The organism is Nocardia acididurans, assembly GCF_016741815.1.
GTDB classification, from domain to species: domain Bacteria; phylum Actinomycetota; class Actinomycetes; order Mycobacteriales; family Mycobacteriaceae; genus Nocardia; species Nocardia acididurans.
This window is the reverse complement of the sequence record NZ_JAERRJ010000012.1, coordinates 271,997-289,426: the sequence shown is the minus strand read 5'-3', so window position 1 is coordinate 289,426 and position 17,430 is coordinate 271,997. Positions and strand designations below refer to the sequence as shown.

Annotated in this window: 17 protein-coding genes; 8 read left to right on the top strand and 9 right to left on the bottom strand. The window is 69.4% G+C overall.

What is annotated here, in order from left to right:
- Positions 1–6: 6 nt before the first annotated feature.
- From JK358_RS29975 to JK358_RS29965, 3 genes are read right to left on the bottom strand one after another with little or no spacing between them, the layout of a single operon-like run.
- Positions 7–351: a hypothetical protein gene (locus JK358_RS29975; protein WP_201954264.1), complete on the bottom strand. Its 345-nt coding sequence runs from the start codon at positions 349–351 to the stop codon at positions 7–9.
- A gap of 40 nt (positions 352–391) precedes the next feature.
- The gene (locus JK358_RS29970; RefSeq protein WP_201954262.1) at positions 392–1,468 is read right to left on the bottom strand and encodes a DUF6745 domain-containing protein; all 1,077 of its coding nucleotides are present in this window, start codon (positions 1,466–1,468) and stop codon (positions 392–394) included.
- Between the two features lie 48 nt (positions 1,469–1,516).
- Positions 1,517–1,834, bottom strand: coding sequence for a DUF8820 family protein (locus JK358_RS29965; RefSeq protein WP_201954261.1), 318 nt, complete (start codon positions 1,832–1,834; stop codon positions 1,517–1,519).
- A 229-nt stretch (positions 1,835–2,063) separates the two neighbouring features.
- Between JK358_RS29965 and JK358_RS29960 the strand changes: the two genes are divergently transcribed.
- The 6 genes from JK358_RS29960 (at position 2,064) to JK358_RS29935 (ending at position 10,214) form a co-directional block, all read left to right on the top strand.
- A complete protein-coding gene (locus JK358_RS29960) occupies positions 2,064–3,026 on the top strand; it encodes an STM4015 family protein (RefSeq protein WP_201954258.1) in 963 nt (320 codons plus the stop codon).
- The gene (locus JK358_RS29955; RefSeq protein ID WP_201954256.1) at positions 3,023–4,150 is read left to right on the top strand and encodes an STM4014 family protein; all 1,128 of its coding nucleotides are present in this window, start codon (positions 3,023–3,025) and stop codon (positions 4,148–4,150) included. Before JK358_RS29960 ends, JK358_RS29955 begins: the two co-directional genes overlap by 4 nt.
- A complete protein-coding gene (locus JK358_RS29950) occupies positions 4,137–4,997 on the top strand; it encodes an STM4013/SEN3800 family hydrolase (protein ID WP_232852111.1) in 861 nt (286 codons plus the stop codon). The genes JK358_RS29955 and JK358_RS29950 overlap by 14 nt, the downstream gene beginning before the upstream one ends.
- Positions 4,994–6,334: an STM4012 family radical SAM protein gene (locus JK358_RS29945; RefSeq protein ID WP_201954254.1), complete on the top strand. Its 1,341-nt coding sequence runs from the start codon at positions 4,994–4,996 to the stop codon at positions 6,332–6,334. Before JK358_RS29950 ends, JK358_RS29945 begins: the two co-directional genes overlap by 4 nt.
- Positions 6,335–6,340: 6 nt before the next feature.
- Complete coding sequence (locus tag JK358_RS29940; protein ID WP_201954252.1) at positions 6,341–7,219, top strand: STM4011 family radical SAM protein; 879 nt, start codon at positions 6,341–6,343, stop codon at positions 7,217–7,219.
- A 151-nt stretch (positions 7,220–7,370) separates the two neighbouring features.
- Positions 7,371–10,214, top strand: coding sequence for an ATP-dependent RNA helicase (locus tag JK358_RS29935; protein WP_201954250.1), 2,844 nt, complete (start codon positions 7,371–7,373; stop codon positions 10,212–10,214).
- A 49-nt stretch (positions 10,215–10,263) separates the two neighbouring features.
- Here the strand turns inward: JK358_RS29935 and JK358_RS29930 are convergent, their stop codons facing one another.
- The 3 genes from JK358_RS29930 to JK358_RS29920 form a co-directional block, all read right to left on the bottom strand.
- Positions 10,264–11,589, bottom strand: a complete 1,326-nt coding sequence (locus JK358_RS29930) for a sensor domain-containing diguanylate cyclase (protein WP_201954248.1) — start codon at positions 11,587–11,589, stop codon at positions 10,264–10,266.
- A gap of 118 nt (positions 11,590–11,707) precedes the next feature.
- Positions 11,708–12,811, bottom strand: coding sequence for a terpene synthase family protein (locus tag JK358_RS29925; RefSeq protein WP_201954246.1), 1,104 nt, complete (start codon positions 12,809–12,811; stop codon positions 11,708–11,710).
- Between the two features lie 108 nt (positions 12,812–12,919).
- Positions 12,920–13,897, bottom strand: coding sequence for a GlxA family transcriptional regulator (locus tag JK358_RS29920; RefSeq protein WP_307817799.1), 978 nt, complete (start codon positions 13,895–13,897; stop codon positions 12,920–12,922).
- A gap of 98 nt (positions 13,898–13,995) precedes the next feature.
- Between JK358_RS29920 and JK358_RS29915 the strand changes: the two genes are divergently transcribed.
- On the top strand, positions 13,996–14,538 hold the full coding sequence (locus JK358_RS29915; RefSeq protein ID WP_201954242.1) for a hypothetical protein: 543 nt from the start codon (positions 13,996–13,998) through the stop codon (positions 14,536–14,538).
- 7 nt (positions 14,539–14,545) lie between these two features.
- Here the strand turns inward: JK358_RS29915 and JK358_RS29910 are convergent, their stop codons facing one another.
- Positions 14,546–14,896, bottom strand: a complete 351-nt coding sequence (locus JK358_RS29910) for a hypothetical protein (protein ID WP_201954240.1) — start codon at positions 14,894–14,896, stop codon at positions 14,546–14,548.
- A 59-nt stretch (positions 14,897–14,955) separates the two neighbouring features.
- A complete protein-coding gene (locus JK358_RS29905) occupies positions 14,956–15,543 on the bottom strand; it encodes a carboxymuconolactone decarboxylase family protein (protein ID WP_201954238.1) in 588 nt (195 codons plus the stop codon).
- 88 nt (positions 15,544–15,631) lie between these two features.
- Between JK358_RS29905 and JK358_RS29900 the strand changes: the two genes are divergently transcribed.
- The gene (locus tag JK358_RS29900) at positions 15,632–15,967 is read left to right on the top strand and encodes a winged helix-turn-helix transcriptional regulator (protein WP_201954236.1); all 336 of its coding nucleotides are present in this window, start codon (positions 15,632–15,634) and stop codon (positions 15,965–15,967) included.
- A 24-nt stretch (positions 15,968–15,991) separates the two neighbouring features.
- Here JK358_RS29900 and JK358_RS29895 read toward each other — a convergent pair whose 3' ends face one another.
- Positions 15,992–17,179, bottom strand: coding sequence for a DUF418 domain-containing protein (locus tag JK358_RS29895; RefSeq protein WP_232852110.1), 1,188 nt, complete (start codon positions 17,177–17,179; stop codon positions 15,992–15,994).
- Positions 17,180–17,430 lie beyond the last annotated feature (251 nt).

The following is a 17,430-nucleotide window of genomic DNA, read 5'->3' as shown; positions in this document are numbered from 1 at the left end:
CCCGGCCTAGTTGTTCGTCTGAATCCCCGTAGCGATCCGCACCACGACATTGTCCTGAGTCACCTGCTGCACCCCGACACTGAGCCCATCGGTCGGCTGGGTCTCGCCCACCGGCACGACGATCTCCTGCCCGCCCACCTTCAAGGTGACATTGTTCCCGTTCACCGCAACCAGTTCCGCCTGGATCCCCAGCACGCTGGCCTGCGCGTTCACCCCGCGATCGAAGGTGATGGTGCACCCGGTGACATCGCACTCGGACTTGCTACCCGGCCCCTCGGCCGTGCACGCGGTAACCCCGGCCGGGACCAGAAGCGCGAATGTGGACAGGGCGATCAGCCGTCGAAATTGCACGCTGCCCAGTGTAGAAGCACCACGCCGCCACCGGGGGCGGCTAGGTCTGCCGCAGGGGGTCGTATTCGTCGGCGGTCAGCCCGAAGGTCCAGGCCACACCCTCCCGGGCGGTCCGGGTTCGGGGCGGCACCCGCAGCCAGTAGGTGCGATAGGTGCCGTCCGGTTCCGCCGTCGAGTTCACCACCTCGACCATGGCGACGTCCTCGTCGTCGGGAAGCGCTATGCGCCAGAGGATTCCGGTTTCGTCGCGATGCACCGGCTGTGCGTTCGACTCCGCCAGGTACCGGTCGTACCCGAAGTGCTCGAGCATGACGCGGCGCAGCTCGGCGTTCTCCTCGGCGCGAATACGCTCCGGCGTCAGCGTGTTCAGGCCGTCGAGGAAATCGGCGGGCACCGGCATCCCGCCCCAGGCGTACAGCGCGAACCCGTCCGGATACACCAGCGCAGGCCCGTCGCCGCTGTGCAGCCGACCGGCCTCGTCCCGTGCCAACCGCAGCGGCCGCTCGGTCAGCACGACCGCGTTCTCGAACGGCCACCACCATCCGGCATGCCGCGCGACCCCCGCCAATCCGGCCAGCCTGTCACCGGTGCCGTCGAAGGCCGCCAGCCAGGGCGCGTCATGCTGTCCGTGCACCGCGTCGAGCAGCACCCCGCGAATCTCCGCCTCAGCGGCCGCCCGCTCCCGGCGCTCCTCGTTCCCCCTCGTACCCCGGCCGAAATTCCTTCGCCCGGAATCGGTTTCGATCGGTTCCGGGCCGAGTACCGCCTCGACGACGCCGGACCGAATACGATCGGTGAGCGTGCGGGTGACCTCCCAGAGCTGTGCGCCGGTGGCCTGCCACAGCTCGTTCCAGCTGTCCGCCCCCAGCGCCTCGTGCACCCGCCGCCGCTCCCGCGCCCACGGCAGCGTGCGCACCTGCTCCCGTACCGAGGCCCCCGGATTCTCCAGCGCCCGAACGGTGTTCAGGCCGGCGAGCGGAGAATCCGCCCAGCAGATCAGAGCCGGTTCGGCCAGCCCCGCGCTGCGGTAGGCGATTCGGACCGCCGCCTCGGCGGCAGCCCGGTCGGCAGGTTCGGTACACGCCGCGACCGCGCGCCAGTCGTCGGTTTGCTGCATAGGAAATCCCCTGGGTAGCTGGAGTTCGAACGATTCGACGCGGGTAGCTCAGTCGGCGACGATGCGCACCGCACCGGGCGTGTACTCCCGTTGCCGCACAATGCGATACCAGCCCTGAGGCAGGGCGATGGCGGCGTGCTCCTCGTGGACGAGCCGTCCGCCCTCGGGGAGATGCAGCAGGGTCTGCCCGCTCGTGCGCACCAGCCGGCCGGGGGCCGACAGCGCGTGCGCGTGGCCGGTGACCTCGCCCAGCGCCAGCACCATCCGGCCGCGCGAATCACGTTGCAGGCCGGGCGCGTCCTGCGCATACGCCGGAACCGACGCCTCGGCCACCGGCACGATCAGCACATCTCCCTGACGGAACATGAGAAACCCATCCCTCGACGAATCCGGCCCCTTCACGGGCTCGATTCGAAACTAGCGCGCGGGTACGACAATTCGCGGCGCGGAACCCGTGGTTCGCGGGCGCGGACCACCGTCGTCGTGTGCGCGCCGCGCGTCGCCGCCGCCCACCCGGGTTCGATGTCACCGCGGCTTGGTAGAACTGGCGGAAACCTCGAACCGACAACAGTCACCGGCGCACGGAGTCGCAGCTATGACCATCAGTGACCACATCACGGAGTTCCACGGCCTGCCCGTGTTCAACCTGCCGGACCCCGGCGCGAAGGACGCCTCGAAGCCGCTCGCCAAGGCCGCGTTCCGGTCCCCCGCGGGCGTGGCGTGGCGAGTCGCCATCGAGCCGTACGACTCCAAGGAGACCTGGCCGGAGGCTTTCGCACGGTTCCTGGCCGCGACGGACACCACCACCGTGAGTGCCCTGGTCGTCGGTCCGTGGGGCGAGAGCGACGACACTTCCGCCACTGTCATCGACGCGATCGTCGAGGCGCGGGATCGGCTGCCCGCGCTGCGCGCGGTCTTCCTCGGCGACATCGTCTACGAGGAGAACGAGATCTCCTGGATCCACCAGAGCGATGTCACCGTTCTGTTGAAAGCCTTCCCCGACCTCGAGGAGATCGTCGTGCGCGGCAGCGAGATGCTGTCCTTCCCGCCGCTCACACACAAGGGCCTGCGCGCGCTCACCGTCCAGACCGGTGGGCTGGACGGTGAGGTCGTCCGCGGTATCGCCGCCAGCGACCTGCCCGCGCTGGAGAGCCTCGAGCTCTGGCTCGGCGTCGACAACTACGGCGGCAACACCACCGTCGACGATCTGGAACTCGTTTTCACCGGCGTGCGCCTGCCTCGACTCCGTCATCTGGCGCTGTGCAACAGTGAGATTCAGGATGAGATCGCCGTCGCCGTGGCGAGCGCTCCCGTGGTGGCGCGCCTGACCACCCTCGGCCTGGCGATGGGCACCCTGGGCGACGAGGGCGCGGAGGCCCTGCTCGCGGGCCAGCCCCTCACCCACCTGGAAAGGCTGGACCTGCACCACAATTTCCTCTCCGCGACCATGCGCGAACGCCTGCTCGCCGCACTGGAACCCGCGGGCGTGACCGTCGACGCGGACAAGCGCGACGCCGAGGAGGACAACGGCTGGCGCTATACCGCGGTCGCCGAGTGACCTCTCGCCCCGGCGCCATCACGATCGTCGGTATTCCCGGGAACCGCCGCGTCGGCCTCTTCCAGGACGCCCTGCGCCGGGCCGGACACTCCGATGCCCGCGTCTTGTCCTGGCGCGATGTCCACTCCGGCAGCGCCGCATTCGCTCCCGGTGATCTGGTCCGCCTCGAATCCCCGGGCGAGGACCCGGTGTTGGACCGCGAACTGCGCGGCGTGACGGACGCGACCCGCGTCGAGGGGACAGGGCGCTGGTATGCGCGGTTCACCGCGCTCGCGCGGTCTCTCGGCGAGCAGGTGACAGGCTGCGGCGCAACACTTCTCGACGATCCGGCCGACCTGGCCGTGCTGTTCGACAAACGTCGTTGCCACGAAGTCCTGACGAATGCCGGTGTCCCCGTGCCCTTCGCGCTGACCTCCGGGGTGACCGAGCCGGTGCGCGGCTGGGCGGATCTGCGCGAGCGCATGACGCGCGCCGGGCTCGAGCGTGTCTTCGTGAAACTCGCGCACGGTTCCTCCGCGTCCGGCGTGCTGGCACTGGCGACCTCGAATGCCGGGCGGGTACAGGCGATCACCTCGGTCGAGCGGGACGCGCGGGGGCGGTTGTTCAATTCGCTGCGGGTGCGGAAGTACAGCACCGAGGCGGAGGTCGCGGCCATTGTGGACGCGCTCGCACCCGACGGGCTGCATGTGGAACGGTGGCTGCCCAAGGCCGCCCAGCACGGGCGCAGCGCGGATCTGCGCGTGGTCGTGGTGCGGGGCCGGGCCACGCACGCGGTGGTGCGCACCAGCCGATCGCCCATGACGAATCTGCACCTCGGCGGGGCGCGCGGCGATCTCGCGGCGGTGCGGGCGGCCATCGCGAATGCGGGCGGGGAGTGGGGCGAGGTGCTGGGAATCTGTGAGCGGGCCGCGGCCTGCTTCCCGGGATTCTCCCGGGTGGGTGTGGATCTGCTGCCGGTGGCCGGATGGCGACGGTTCGCGGTCGGCGAGGTCAATGCCTTCGGCGACCTGCTTCCCGGACTGAACGGTCTGGACGGCAGCGGGGCCGAATCCGGCGACACCTACGATGCCCAGGTCGCCGTACTACTACGCAGGACAGGGAACCAGCACGATGCCATCGCCTGAACCGGAGCCGCATGAGCCGGAGCCCGGACCCGATCCGGATATGAACGAGGTGATCGGCCGGGACGATCTGCTGCTGATCACCCTCGACACCCTGCGCTTCGATGTGGCCGCCGAACTGCTGGCGGCGGGGCGGCTGCCGAATCTGGCCCGGCACCTCCCCGGCGGCGAATGGGAGAAGCGCCATGCCCCGGGCAGTTTCACCTATGCGTCGCATCAGGCGATCTTCGCGGGCTTCCTGCCGACACCCGCCACGCCCGGCCCGCACCCACGGCTCTTCGCAGCCCGATTCGAAGGCAGCGAGACCACCGCGGGCCGCACCTTCGTCTACGACACGCCGGATTTCGTCACCGCACTCGCCGCCGAGGGCTATCGCACCGTCTGCATCGGGGGAGTGGGCTTCTTCAACAAGCGCGGGCCGCTCGGGTCGGTGCTGCCGGGGCTGTTCCAGGACAGCCACTGGGAGCAGGAGTTCTCGGTGGCCTCGCCCATCTCCTTCGAATCACAGGTGGCCCGCGCCGAGGCGGTGATCGCCGCACTTCCCGTGCAGCGCAGGCTTTTCCTGTTCGTCAACGTGTCCGCACTGCATCAGCCCAACTGGTTCCACCTGCCCGGGGCGACCAGGGATGCGGGGGACAGTCGCGAAACACACGCCGCCGCAATGGAATACGTGGACGCGCACATCGGCCGGCTGTTCGCCGCAATGAGCGGCAGACGGCGCTGCTTCACCATCGTCTGCTCGGATCACGGAACCGCCTACGGTGACGGCGGTTTCACCGGCCACCGGCTCGGGCACGAAGCCGTGTGGACCGTTCCCTACGCCCAGTTCTTCCTCGAGGCTTCCGTATGAGTATCGGTATCAGCACCCCGCCGCGGCCCTATCAGAGCTATGTGTACGGCTATCCACACAAGACGGCCTACCGTCCCCTCGGTGCGGACAGCCCGCTGCTCGGTGCGCTGTGGGCGGACGAACCCAAGCACGCGCTGTCGCTGTACGCGCACATCCCCTTCTGCGAATACCGTTGCGGCTTCTGCAATCTCTTCACCCGCGTGGGTGCGCCCGACAATCTGACCGGACGCTACCTGGACGCGCTGGAGCGGCAGGCGCGCACCGTGCGCGCGGCCCTCGGCGACGGCCCGGTGCGCTTCGCGGCAGCGGCCTTCGGCGGCGGAACCCCCACCTATCTGACCGCTCGCGAACTCGAACGGCTCTGCGATATCGCCGAACAGCGGATGGGCGCGGATCTGCGGGCGATTCCGCTCTCCGTGGAAACCTCCCCGCCCACCGCCACCGCCGACCGGCTCGCCGTACTGGCCGAACGCGGGACCACCCGCATCAGCATCGGTGTGCAGAGCTTCATCGACAGCGAGGCCCGCGCGGCGGTGCGGCCACAACGCCGTGCCGAGGTCGAGACGGCCCTGGAAAGGGTTCGCGCGGCACGCATTCCGGTGCTGAACATCGACCTCATCTACGGCATCGACGGCCAAACCGAACGGACCTGGCACACGTCCCTGGAAGCCGCCCTGGCCTGGCGGCCCGAGGAACTCTACCTGTATCCGCTGTATGTGCGCCCGCTCACCGGTCTGGGGCGGCGCGGTATCGACTCCGACGCCGAGTGGGACGAACAACGGCTGCGGCTCTACGCATCCGGGCGCGACCATCTGCTCGCGCACGGCTACGAACAGGTGTCCATGCGGATGTTCCGCCGCATAGACGCGCCCGCGCTGGGACCCGACGACTATGCCTGCCAGACCGACGGCATGGTCGGACTGGGCTGTGGCGCGCGCTCCTACACGGCGGGCCTGCACTACTCGTTCGACTACGCCGTCGACCTGCGAGAGGTGCGCGGCATCATCGACACTTACACGAGCACAACGGATTTCAGTCGCGCGGAGGTGGGCCGCCGCATCGACTCCAGCGAGTCCGGGCGGCGCTTCCTGCTGCAATCGCTGTTGCAGGCGGGCGGAATGGAAATCGCCGCCTACCGCGCCCGATTCGGCGCGGACCCGCACGCGCACTACCCCGAGGAATTGGCCGAGTTCGCCGAACTGGGCTGGCTGGAACCGGATTCCGGCGACGGTCTGCTCCGGCTCACCCCCACCGGCCTGTCCTACTCCGACGCGATCGGTCCCCGATTGTTCTCACCCGCCGTCAGCGCTGCCATGGCTGCCTACGAACTCAAGTGAGCCACAATGGATCTCACAATCCTGTACCGCGGCCCGCTGGCCTCCTGCGATTACGACTGCCCGTACTGCCCCTTCGCCAAGCGTCGCGACTCCCGGGAGCAACTGCGCGCCGACCGCGCGGCCCTGGAACGCTTCACCGCCTGGGCGGCGGCACAATCCGACGATCGCCTGTCGATTCTGTGCACGCCCTGGGGTGAGGGCCTGGTCCGCTCCTGGTACCGCCGCGCTCTCGTCGAGCTCTCGCACCTCCCCAATGTCCGCCGGGTGGCCATCCAGACCAACCTCAGCTGCCGCACCGACTGGCTGTCCGACGCCGATCCCGACACCTTGGCCCTGTGGTGCACCTACCATCCCGGCCAAACCCCCTACGACCGCTTCCGCGCCAAATGCGCCGACCTGACCCGTCGCGGCATCCGCTTCAGCGTCGGCATCGTCGGCTTCCCCGACCACCTCCCCGCGGCGCACCGGCTCCGCGCCGACCTGCCGGCCCACATCTACCTCTGGGTGAACGCTCCCGAGAACCACCCCCTCACCGACGCCCAGGCCGCGGCCTGGACCGCCGTGGATCCCCTGTTCGCCTACAGCCGCAACCCCCACTCCTCCTCCGGAATACCCTGCCGTACAGGCGAATCCGTTATCTCGGTGGACGGCTCCGGAACAGTCCGCCGCTGCCACTTCATCCCCGCCGAACTGGGCAACCTCTACGACGGTTCCTACCGCGCAGCCCTCCGCCCCCGCCCCTGCCCGGCCACCAGCTGCGACTGCCACATCGGCTACGTCCACCTGGAATCCCTCCCCCTCTACGACGTCTTCGCGGGCGGCGTCCTGGAACGCATCCCCGCCACCATCCCACCCACACCCCCGACGGCCGTGTCGCCGGCTTGACCGGTCTCGGGGGCGCTACGCGATCGGGCACGAGGCGGTACTCGAGCATCATCGTGCGGCGAAGTCATCGCCGCAGGTGGCACAGCCGATCGGACGCGTTTCACGAAGTCGGTCCGGGTGAGCAGGGGCGGTGTTGCCAGACTGGACGGCAATGAAACTGCCTGAGCTTCCCGATCTGCCCGTCCGTGCCGAGCTCGACCGTATAGTCGGGACGCTCGCGAAGCGGGGGACAGCTGTGCTGGTCGCGCCACCCGGTACCGGCAAGACGACCCTGGTTCCGCTGGCACTGGCCGCCGGTACCGATGGGCGGGTGCTGGTGGCCGAGCCCCGGCGCTTGGCGGCGCGGGCGGCTGCGGCGCGGATGGCGGCGCTCCTCGGCGAACCGGTCGGCGCGACGGTCGGATACGCCGTACGAGGTGATCGGAAAGTGGGTCGCGATACCCGCGTCGAGGTGGTGACCTCCGGGCTGCTGGTGCGGCGTTTGCAGAACGATCCCGAACTCGCGGGCGTCGATGTGGTGGTACTCGACGAATGCCACGAGCGGCATCTGGACGCGGATCTGCTGCTGGCGCTGCTCCTCGACGCCCGCGCGGGCCTGCGGCCCGATCTGCGGCTGCTCGCCACCTCGGCAACTGTTGCGGCCGAACGACTATCGGCGCTGCTCGGCGACAAGGTTGCCGACGGAGCGGAACGCTCGGTGCCCGAACCGAAGAGTGACGCCGCGACCAGTGCAGGCACAGGCGATGCCGAACCCGCCTCGCTTGCCGGTGCGCCGGAGCCTGCCTCGCTTACCGGCTCGGGTACGACCGGTGCGCCGGTGCTGGAAGTGCGCGGGCGTACGTACCCCGTGGCAATGAACTATGTTCCGGCCCTGCCGAAGGAGCGGATCGAGGCGCAGGTGGCACGGGCCACGCGGGCGGCGCTGGCCGAATCCGACGGCGACGTGCTGGTCTTCCTGCCCGGCGCGGCCGAGATCCGGCGGACGGCCGAGCAGCTGTCGGGACTCGACGGCGTGGACGTGATTCCCCTGCACGGCAGGCTTTCCACGGCCGCGCAGGACACGGCGCTGCGGCCGGGGGCACGGCGGCGGGTCGTATTGTCCACGGCGGTGGCGGAATCCAGCCTCACGGTCCCCGGAGTGCGTGCGGTGGTGGATTCCGGGCTGGCCCGGGTACCCCGCATCGACCGGGGGCGCGGGCTGTCCGGCCTTGCGACGGTACGGGTTTCGGCCGCGGTTGCGGAACAGCGCGCCGGGCGGGCCGGGCGTGAGGCGCCCGGCCGGGTGTGGCGATGCTGGCCGGAATACGAGCACGCGACCCTCCCCGCGTATCCCGAGCCGGAGATCCGCACCGCCGACTTGACCAGGCTCGCACTGGAATTGGCGTGCTGGGGCACCCCGGACGGATCCGCGCTCGACTGGTGGGACGCGCCGCCGCCCGGTGGTCTCGCGGCAGGTCGTGACGTGCTGCGCGCCCTCGCTGCCGAAGACGATAACGGCGTCACCGACCGCGGCCGCCGGATGGCCGTCATCGGCCTGCACCCACGCCTGTCCCGGGCGCTGCTGGACGGCGCTGCCGAGGTCGGCGCCCGCGCGGCGGCCGAAGTGGTCACCCTCTTGGATGACGAATCTCTCTCCCCCGGAACGGATCTGATTCACAGCCTGCGCACCCTGCGCCGGGAGAAACCGGCCCGCTGGCTGCGCGAAGTGCAGCGGCTGGCCCGGCTGGTCGAGCAGGCGGGCACCGGGCAAGCGCGTCCGGGGCAAGCAGCGCAGGAACGGAGCGACGCCCCACGGCAACCGGGTACAGCGCCCGACACCAGGGCTGCACCGCCTCCCCGATCCGACGCGGAGAATCCAGCGGCAGCGTCCGACGGGGGGAGTTCGGCGGCTGCGTCCGACGCGGTGAGCCCAGCGGCGGTGTCCGACGTGGGGCGGTCGGTGGCGGCGCGTGAGGCGGGGCAGGCGGTGGCGCGATCGGGGGCGATGTCCGGTGCGGCTCGTTCGGCGGCGGGCGCGGATGACCCCGCTCTTGTTGTGGCACTGGCGTATCCGGAGCGGTTGGCGCGGCGGCGCGCGCCGGGGTCGGCGAGTTATCTGATGGCGGGTGGTACGGCGGTGTCGCTGCCGCCGGGCTCCGGGCTCGGGGATGCCGAGTGGCTGGCGGTGGCCGTGGCGACGCGCGATCCCGGGCGGTCCGAGGGCCGTATTCGGCTGGCCGCTGTGGCGGACGAGCAGTTGGCCCGGCGTGCCGCGCCGACTTTGCTCCGGATGGCGGAGGAGGTGGATTGGATCGGCGGTGACGTTGTCGCGCGTCGGGTCGAGCGGCTGGGGGCGATCGTCCTGTCGGAGAAGCCGATTCGTGATCCGGAACCCGCGCAGGTCGAGGCCGCCCTGCGGCGTGGGCTGGGCGAGTCGGGTTTGTCGCTGCTGCGCTGGAGTGCCGATGCCGAGTCGCTGCGGCAGCGTCTGGACTTCCTGCATCGCACGCTCGGTGACCCGTGGCCAGCCGTGGACGACGAATCTCTGCTGGCCGCAATGGATTCCTGGCTGGCCCCGGATCTCGGCGGTGCGCGCCGCCGCGCCGATCTCGAGCGGATCGACGCCGGGCAGGCGCTGCGCCGACTGCTCCCGTGGCCGGAGGCCGTCCGGCTCGACGAACTGGCCCCGGAGCGGCTGACGGTTCCTTCCGGAAGCCAAGTGCGCCTGGACTATTCGGCCGATCCGCCGATCCTGGCCGTCAAGGTGCAGGAGATCTTCGGCTGGACCGACCCGCCGCGCCTGGCCGACGGTCGCACCACGATCCTGCTGCATCTGCTCTCGCCCGCCCGGCGACCCATCGCGGTCACCGCGGACCTGCCGTCCTTCTGGCGCACCGGCTGGCCGCAGGCCCGCGCGGAACTCCGCGGCCGCTACCCGAAGCACTCCTGGCCGGAGGATCCCACCACCGTCCAACCCCACCGCGGCACAGCCCGAAACGCGGCCCGCGGACAGTGATTCGGGATAGGCGGCGGATCAGGGAGCCGCGCGGCAGATCGCCGGAGCGTCAGCTCCGCACCTCCTCGGAGTAGATGGCGAGCGCGCCGGGGCGGGAGGTGTGGGCGCGCAGCACCCAGCGTCCCTTACCGTCGGCTTTGGCGCGGAACAGCGCGGTGTCGGCGGCGTCGAGCAGCGCTTCCGCATCCGTGCCGGTGGCCGGAGCCACCACGGCCCCGATACTGGCCGACAGGCGCAATCTGTTGTGGCCCACGGTGATCGGCTGTTCCAGTGCCGCCAGCAGCCGATCCGCCACCGCCGCCACCCGGTCGTGATCGGCGGGTGGCGGGATCAGGGCGACGAATTCGTCGCCGCCGATCCGCGAGACCATGACGCCCTGTCCGGGCACGCTGTCGCGCAGTTGCGCCGCCACCGCGGTGAGCAGCCGGTCGCCGGCGCCGTGCCCGTAGTGGTCGTTGACATGCTTGAAGCCGTCGAGATCCAGGAAGCACAGGCCGACCTGCGCATCCGCGCCCGCGAGCCCGATCGCCCCCTCGAGCCGTTCCACCAGTTGCCGCCGATTGGGCAGCCCGGTGAGCGGATCGTGGCGGGCCTGCCAGTGCAGTTCGTCCTCCATGCGGTGCCGCTCGGTGACGTCCTCGCCCACGGCCAGCAGGTAATCGTCCTGTCCGGCAGCGCCTTTCACGAAGGTGATGGCGAACGACGCCCACCCGTAGGTCCCGTCCGCGCGCTGGATCCGCTGCTCGAGTTTGACCGTGCCCTCTCCGGTCGGCACCAGCCGGTCATACACCATCGCCCGGATCCCGTCCCGATCGTCGGGGTGGGCGAAGTCGTACACCGAGATGCCGCGCAGATGCTCCACGGACACCCCGATCATGTCGGCCAGGCACTGATTGGCGTCCATCAGGCACCCGTCGGTGTCGCCGATGGCGATGGCCACCGCCGCGTGATCGAACACCACCCGGAAGCGCTCGTCGGCGGCCCGCTGCGCCTCGGTGAGCGCCTGCTCCACGGTGATCCGGCGCTGGCGCCGCGCGGCGTCGAGCGCGGTGCCGTAGCCCTGACCGAAGCTGGCGAGCATGATCGGCAGCCGTTGCGCCGCCTCCGCGTGTCTGGTGTGTGTGCCCAGCCGCGCGAGTGCGCCCGCCGAAACCGGCAGCACCGCGGGGTCGGTCAACTCTGCCTCGACCAGTGCCGCGCCCGCGGCCGCACCGGCCGAGGCGTCGAAGACCTCGCGGTCCAGACTCGCCGAGAGGTCACCGATGAGCCCCGCCAGCAACCGGTGCGCATCGCACACCGGTAGCGGCGTCGGGCAGGTTCGCGAGAGTGCCAGCCACCAGTCCCGCGCCAGTTCGAGCTGTCCGTCTTCGTCCACGAATCCCCCTCACGATCTGCTCCGGGGTCCCCACTCTGCGGCATCCCGCCCGACGGATGCTACCAACCGGCAGGGACATCGAAATGCGACCGCTGGGAAGGAAATTCGCAGACCGGGCTCAGACCGGGCAATTCTCCGCGAAGATCGACACACCCTTGTAACGGTGTGTCGTGACCTGCCACACCCATGTCGCCCGGACACAGTCGGCGAGATCGGCGGCGTGTCGCGAAACCGGGAGTTCCACCTCCGCTTCCATGGTCCGCACCCGCGCACGAATCCGTTCGTGCAGGGCCCGGAATTCGGTCAGTCGTCCACGCACGATGGCGGCCGCGGCGTGCACCGCCCGGGTCAGGTCCGCGCCCGGATTGTTCAACTGCCACAGTGGAATCAGGTTGAAATCGGCCAGGTCGACGATGCACTCCTTCTCGAAGGAGAACACGTCGTTCATGAGCGCGCCGATATCGACCGTCAACCCCCGTAGTCGGCGCAGGTCTGCCCCGAGCCCCGCGCGGTCGATATGCGGCCAGTCCAGATAGCTGTCCTGTCCGAACTCGCACAGCGCGATGGCCGGGTACATGCCCGAGACGTGCGCGCGCAGCGCGATGTACTCGTCCACGGCGAGCAGGGTGCCGCGGGCGCGGGCGTTCTGGTCGCGGATGGCGGGCCGCAGATGCTCGACGGTCTGCGCGAGGAACCGCTGCAGCCAGCGCGGCTGCGCCAGTTCGACCATCATGGCGAGGTATTCGCCGGTCGCCGCTTCCAGCGGTGTCGGATTTGCCGGAACTGCACGGGTTTCCAGCAATCGCACCATGCGCTCCACCGCGACACCGGCCTCGCGCCGCCGTTCGGCATTCAGATGCCCGAACTTCTCGCGCCCCACGGTGTCGTTGAGCCAGAACAGAATTGCGTTGTAGATGCCGATCGCCGTCATGCGTTCGGCGTCGATCGCGCCGGGGTGCAGATACGGCGTCATGCTGTTGTAGTGTTCGCCGCCGTTCTCCAGCCAGATGGAATGGCGGCGGCAGAATCGCTCCACCGCCGCACACGCCTCGTCGCCGAATTTACTGGGCTGGAATTCACGGCAGTAGGCCGCGATGTCGGCGTTCGGTGCGCTGAAGAGTTCGCGCAGTGACCACCGCCTTCCTGCGCGGATCAGGGCGCTGTACTCGGCGCGCATCCGTTCGATACCGGCCTCCACCGTGGAGGTGTGCTCACTGACCATGCGCGGAACCTCCCGTTCATCTCTGCCCGCAACGGTTCAGCGAATGATAGTTCCACGCGTTTCAAAAGAAAGTTCGCACAACCCCCTAATCCATTGCCGGACCGGCACTTACGGCGCGGAATCGGCGCGCACCCGTTGGCGTGTCCGATAAACCGAAGGCGCCACCCCGAATTGCGCCGAGAACGCCTGCCGCAATGTTTCCGCCGACGCGAATCCACATTGCCCCGCGATATCGTCGAGCCGCAATCCCGACGAGGTCAGCAATCGCGCCGCAGCCTCGACCCGGGTGCGCCGCACATAGCGGGCCGGCGTCTCGCCGAGCTCGGCCACGAACAGCCGGGTCAGATGACGCTCGCTCACGCCGACCACAGCGCCCAGCGCCTCGATGCCCAGATCCCCGGCCAGATGCGCGGTGATGTACTCGACCAGCCGGTGCACCAGCCGATGCGCCGGCTCCGGATTCCCCACGAACACGCTCACCTGCGCCTGATCCCCGGGCCGCCGCAGATAGGTGACCAGCCCCATTGAAATCCGCCGCGCCAGTTCGGCTCCGTGATCCTCCTCGATGAAGGCCAGCGTCAGATCCAGCGCGCTGGTCACCCCGCCGGAGGTGGCCACATTGCCGTGCCGCACGAAGATCGGTTCCGGATCGAACTCCACCTTCGGATACGCCGCCGCGATCTCGGACGCGTAGAACCAGTGCGTGGTGGCGCGCTTCCCATCCAGCAGACCACCGGCGGCCAGCACGCTCGCACCCGTGCACACCGAGGCGACTCGCCGGGCGTGGCGCGCCAGCCGCCGCACATGCCCCACGAACCGTTCGTCCGCTGCGGCATCGGCGTGCCCCAGCCCGCCCGACACGATCACCGTGTCGATGGCATCGTTGACCTGCTCCAGCGCCTGCTGCCCGGACAGGGTCAGCCCCGAATTGCATTCCACCGCAGCGCCGCCCGGCGTCACGAACACCATGCGGTAGGCGGGCGCGGCCCCCATGCGATTGGCCATGTCCAGCGTCGAGGTCACCGAGGCGATGTCGAGCAACTCCACCCCGTGATAGCCGACCACGACCACCAGCCGTTCGTTCACACCGTCGATCCTAGTGAAAGCGCCAGGAATCCAAGTGTTTCCGCCATGGCCGCCCAGCCGTCTGGCCATCGTGCGCGCCCCGGCGAGACGGTGGGCCCATGCAGGAATCACCGACCCGCCCGCGTCCCGCCTTCCGCCGCATCCTCCGCTGGCCTACCCTCGCCGCCCTGGTCCTCGCCGTGGCCACCGCCTACGACCTGACCGCCGGCGTCGACCTCGCCCAGATCGTCGCCGCCTCCGCCCTGGTGTACCTCGGCAGCGCCGCGATCGGGAACAGCCGTGCCGCCTGGCCGGTCTTCCTGGCCACCTTCGTGGTCATCGGCGCGGCGAAGGCGGCGGGCGCGGACGGCACCTGGGTACTGCTCGCCCTGGCCGTCCCGTTCGCCCTCTACGGTCTGGCGCGCCGCCACGACATCACCGTGCAGGGCGCGGCGATGCTGGCCTTCGGAGCCGTCGCCGTGCTCGCCCTGCTCGTCGACGAGACGGTGGGCGGCTGCCTGGTCGCCGCCGGCCTGCTCGCGCACACCGCCTGGGATATCAAGCATTTCCGGGAGAACCGAGTGGTCGTCCGATCCATGTCGGAGTTCTGCATGGTGCTCGACACCGTGCTCGCCCTCGCGGTCCTCGCGGTGACCTTCTGACCCCGCCCTATTCGGTCTGCGCCCACGCCGCGACGGGCAGCGACAGGTAGATGCCGAAATCCGCCAGCCCGGTAGCGGATTCGATCCGCTCGTGCAGCAGATCCACCCGCTCCTGCCGATTGCCCGCCCGGCTCTCGAAATACTTGGACCGGATCTCGATGACCACCGGCAGCCCACAACGATCCAGCGGCCCGAGGGCACGAAACCGGATCTCCACATCCCCCGGCTGCAGATCGCCGTCATAGGGCTCCTCCGGGCATTCCACCGCCAGCGAGATCAGATGCGGCAGTGCCTCACTCAGCTTCCGCAGCACGGACTCGGGGACATCGGGCGCGTGAACCACTTCGACCAGGGGCATCGGTTCAGCCTAACCGCGCCGATCCGGTCGATCACAGCGCACCATCGGCCCGAGCTCGCTCATCCCTGCTCGCGGCGCAGCGCGGACTCCGGAAGTACATCGCGGAAACGGGGCGTCCCCGGTTCGGACTCCAACCGTGTGGCCCGCGCGGTGAAGCTGATGGCGTGGTACCACCCACACAACAGCAGCAGATCCATCAGCTGCTGTTCATCGAAGACCTGGGCCAGCCGCGCCCACAACTCGTCACCGATATCGCTGTGATCGTGGAGCGCGTCCACGGCCTCCAGCAGCAGTCGCTCGGATTGTCTTGTCCAACAGGGATCTTCGTGACTTCCGTGCGTCAGGGACGTCTGCTGCTCCGCGGTGATTCCCGCGCGCTCGGCGAAGATCGCGATATGCACGCCCCACTCGTACTCGCACCCGCATCGGGCGCACGTCCGATCGATCACCAGTTCCCGCTCCCGCCGGCTGAGCGACAGTTCCCGCCCGAGCTCGTACCGCCCCCACACATGCATGGCGCCGGCCATCGGCGGCTTGCGCGCGAACATCCGGAACAGCGAAATAGGTTCCGCCCCAGGCATCATCCGCGCCAGCAGCGCCCCCGTCTCGTCATCGTAGGGCGGTTCCAGCGGCGCGATCCTGGCCATCTCGACTCCAACGTTTCGAAAATAGAAACACCTCGAATGCTAGTGTTTCGAAAATAGAAACACAACCCTGATCGATCACAGGAGTCCGATGCCAACCCCCCAACCGGGCCGTCCGGTACGAGGCTCGACCACCGGCCGCCCCCTCATGGCGGCGCTCGATCTCCTCGGCCGGCGCTGGACCCTCCGCATCATCTGGGAACTCCGAGACGGCCCGGTGGGCCCCCGCCCGCTACTGGCTCGCTGCGAAGGTCTCTCCTCCAGCGTCCTCTACCAACGCCTGACCGAACTGACCCGAGCGGCCGTAATCGCCTCCAGCCCAGCAGGTTACGAACTCACACCGCTGGGTGCCCGCCTGCGCGAGGCGCTGGCGCCGTTGGATGCCTGGTCTGCCGAGTGGGCCGAAATCTGCTCCGACCCAGCCTGATTCCCGTCTGCGGCGCAATCCGGGTCAGCGGACTCGCTCGGCCACCAGGGTCGCTCGGTGCAGCAGCCATTCCAGCGGGCCGCGGCGGAACAGCCGTGACCAGCAGAAGGCGAACAAGAGGACGAACGCGCTCAACCCGAGAAGTGCGGGTAGCGAATCGGCGGGCAGGGTGTGGAAGCCGATCACGGCGATCACGGCGATGTGGAATACGTAGGCCGTCAACGACATACTGCCCGCTGCGATCAGTGGTGCGGTGATCCGCCGGAAGGTGTGGAATCGGTCGCACGCGATGAGGCAGGCGATCGAGACCACCATCGCCACGCCGGTGTTCGCGAGGACCGACAGGGTGGTCTCGCTGTGCGGGACCGCTACCAGTTGATGCCGCCAGCCGGGTTGTTCCGGGGCCAGGTCCGACCACCACGGGGCATCCAGGATTCCGGTCGAGGGGACCGTGCCGGGCACCAGACGCAGCGCCAGTGCCGATCCGGCGTAGCCGAGGACGGCCAGCGCGATTCCGGTTGTCAGGACGCGTCGGCGGATCAGCCGGGCGGACAGATCGAGGCGTGCGACCGCCATGCCCGCGACGACGAACGGCAGCCAACTCAGTGCCGGATAGCTTCCGGTGAACAGGAGTCCGACGAGGCCGCCGGGTGCGTCGAGGGGTTCACCTCGACCGCTCGCCCACGCCAGCGGATCGAATCGATTGATCGTGTCGAACCATCTCGGGTCGGCGTTGATCACCCGAAACCACAACTGCGGCAGGACGATTGCGCTGATCGCCGCAATCGCCGCCAAAGTGGTGGCCCGCAGTCGGTACAGGGGGAGGGCCAGCAGGAAGAAGAGCCCGTAGTAGGCGAGGATCACCTCCACGTCGGTCCCGAGGGCGGTCAGCGCGGTGCCGAGTGCGAGCAGAATTGCCGCCCGCACCAGCACCTTCACGACAGCCTGCCGGCCGGACCGTCCGGTCTTCGGGGTCCGCCGCCCGACGATCAAGATGATCGAGAAGCCCGCCAGGAACGCGAACAGCGCCGAGGATCGGCCGTGCGTCAGCTCCATCGTGAACCCGAGGACACCGCCCGAGGCCGGATCCGGGCCCACATGCGCGGCGTACATGCCGAGCACCGCGAGCCCGCGCGCGAGATCGACTCCGAGCAACCGTACGCCCGTCTGCGCCGTTCCCGTGACCGTCCCCGGCCGGTCGGTCGTCGACATCGCGGCACCGGGCCCGCCACCGACAGAAGTCGCGGAAGCGTTGTGTGTCATGGCATTCAGCGTTGAGAACGCCCAGCTCCGCAGGTATCCGGCAAGCGTCCGGAAGGCTTCGCCGCCGGGCTGCCGTCACACCGCCGACCGGCTGGATCCACCCCGCCACCCGGCTGCAGTTCAGGTCGCAAGCACCGCTGTGAGCAGGGCGGATCTAGGCTGACAGGGCAGAAAAACAGTTGGCCGTGGCGTGGGAGTGG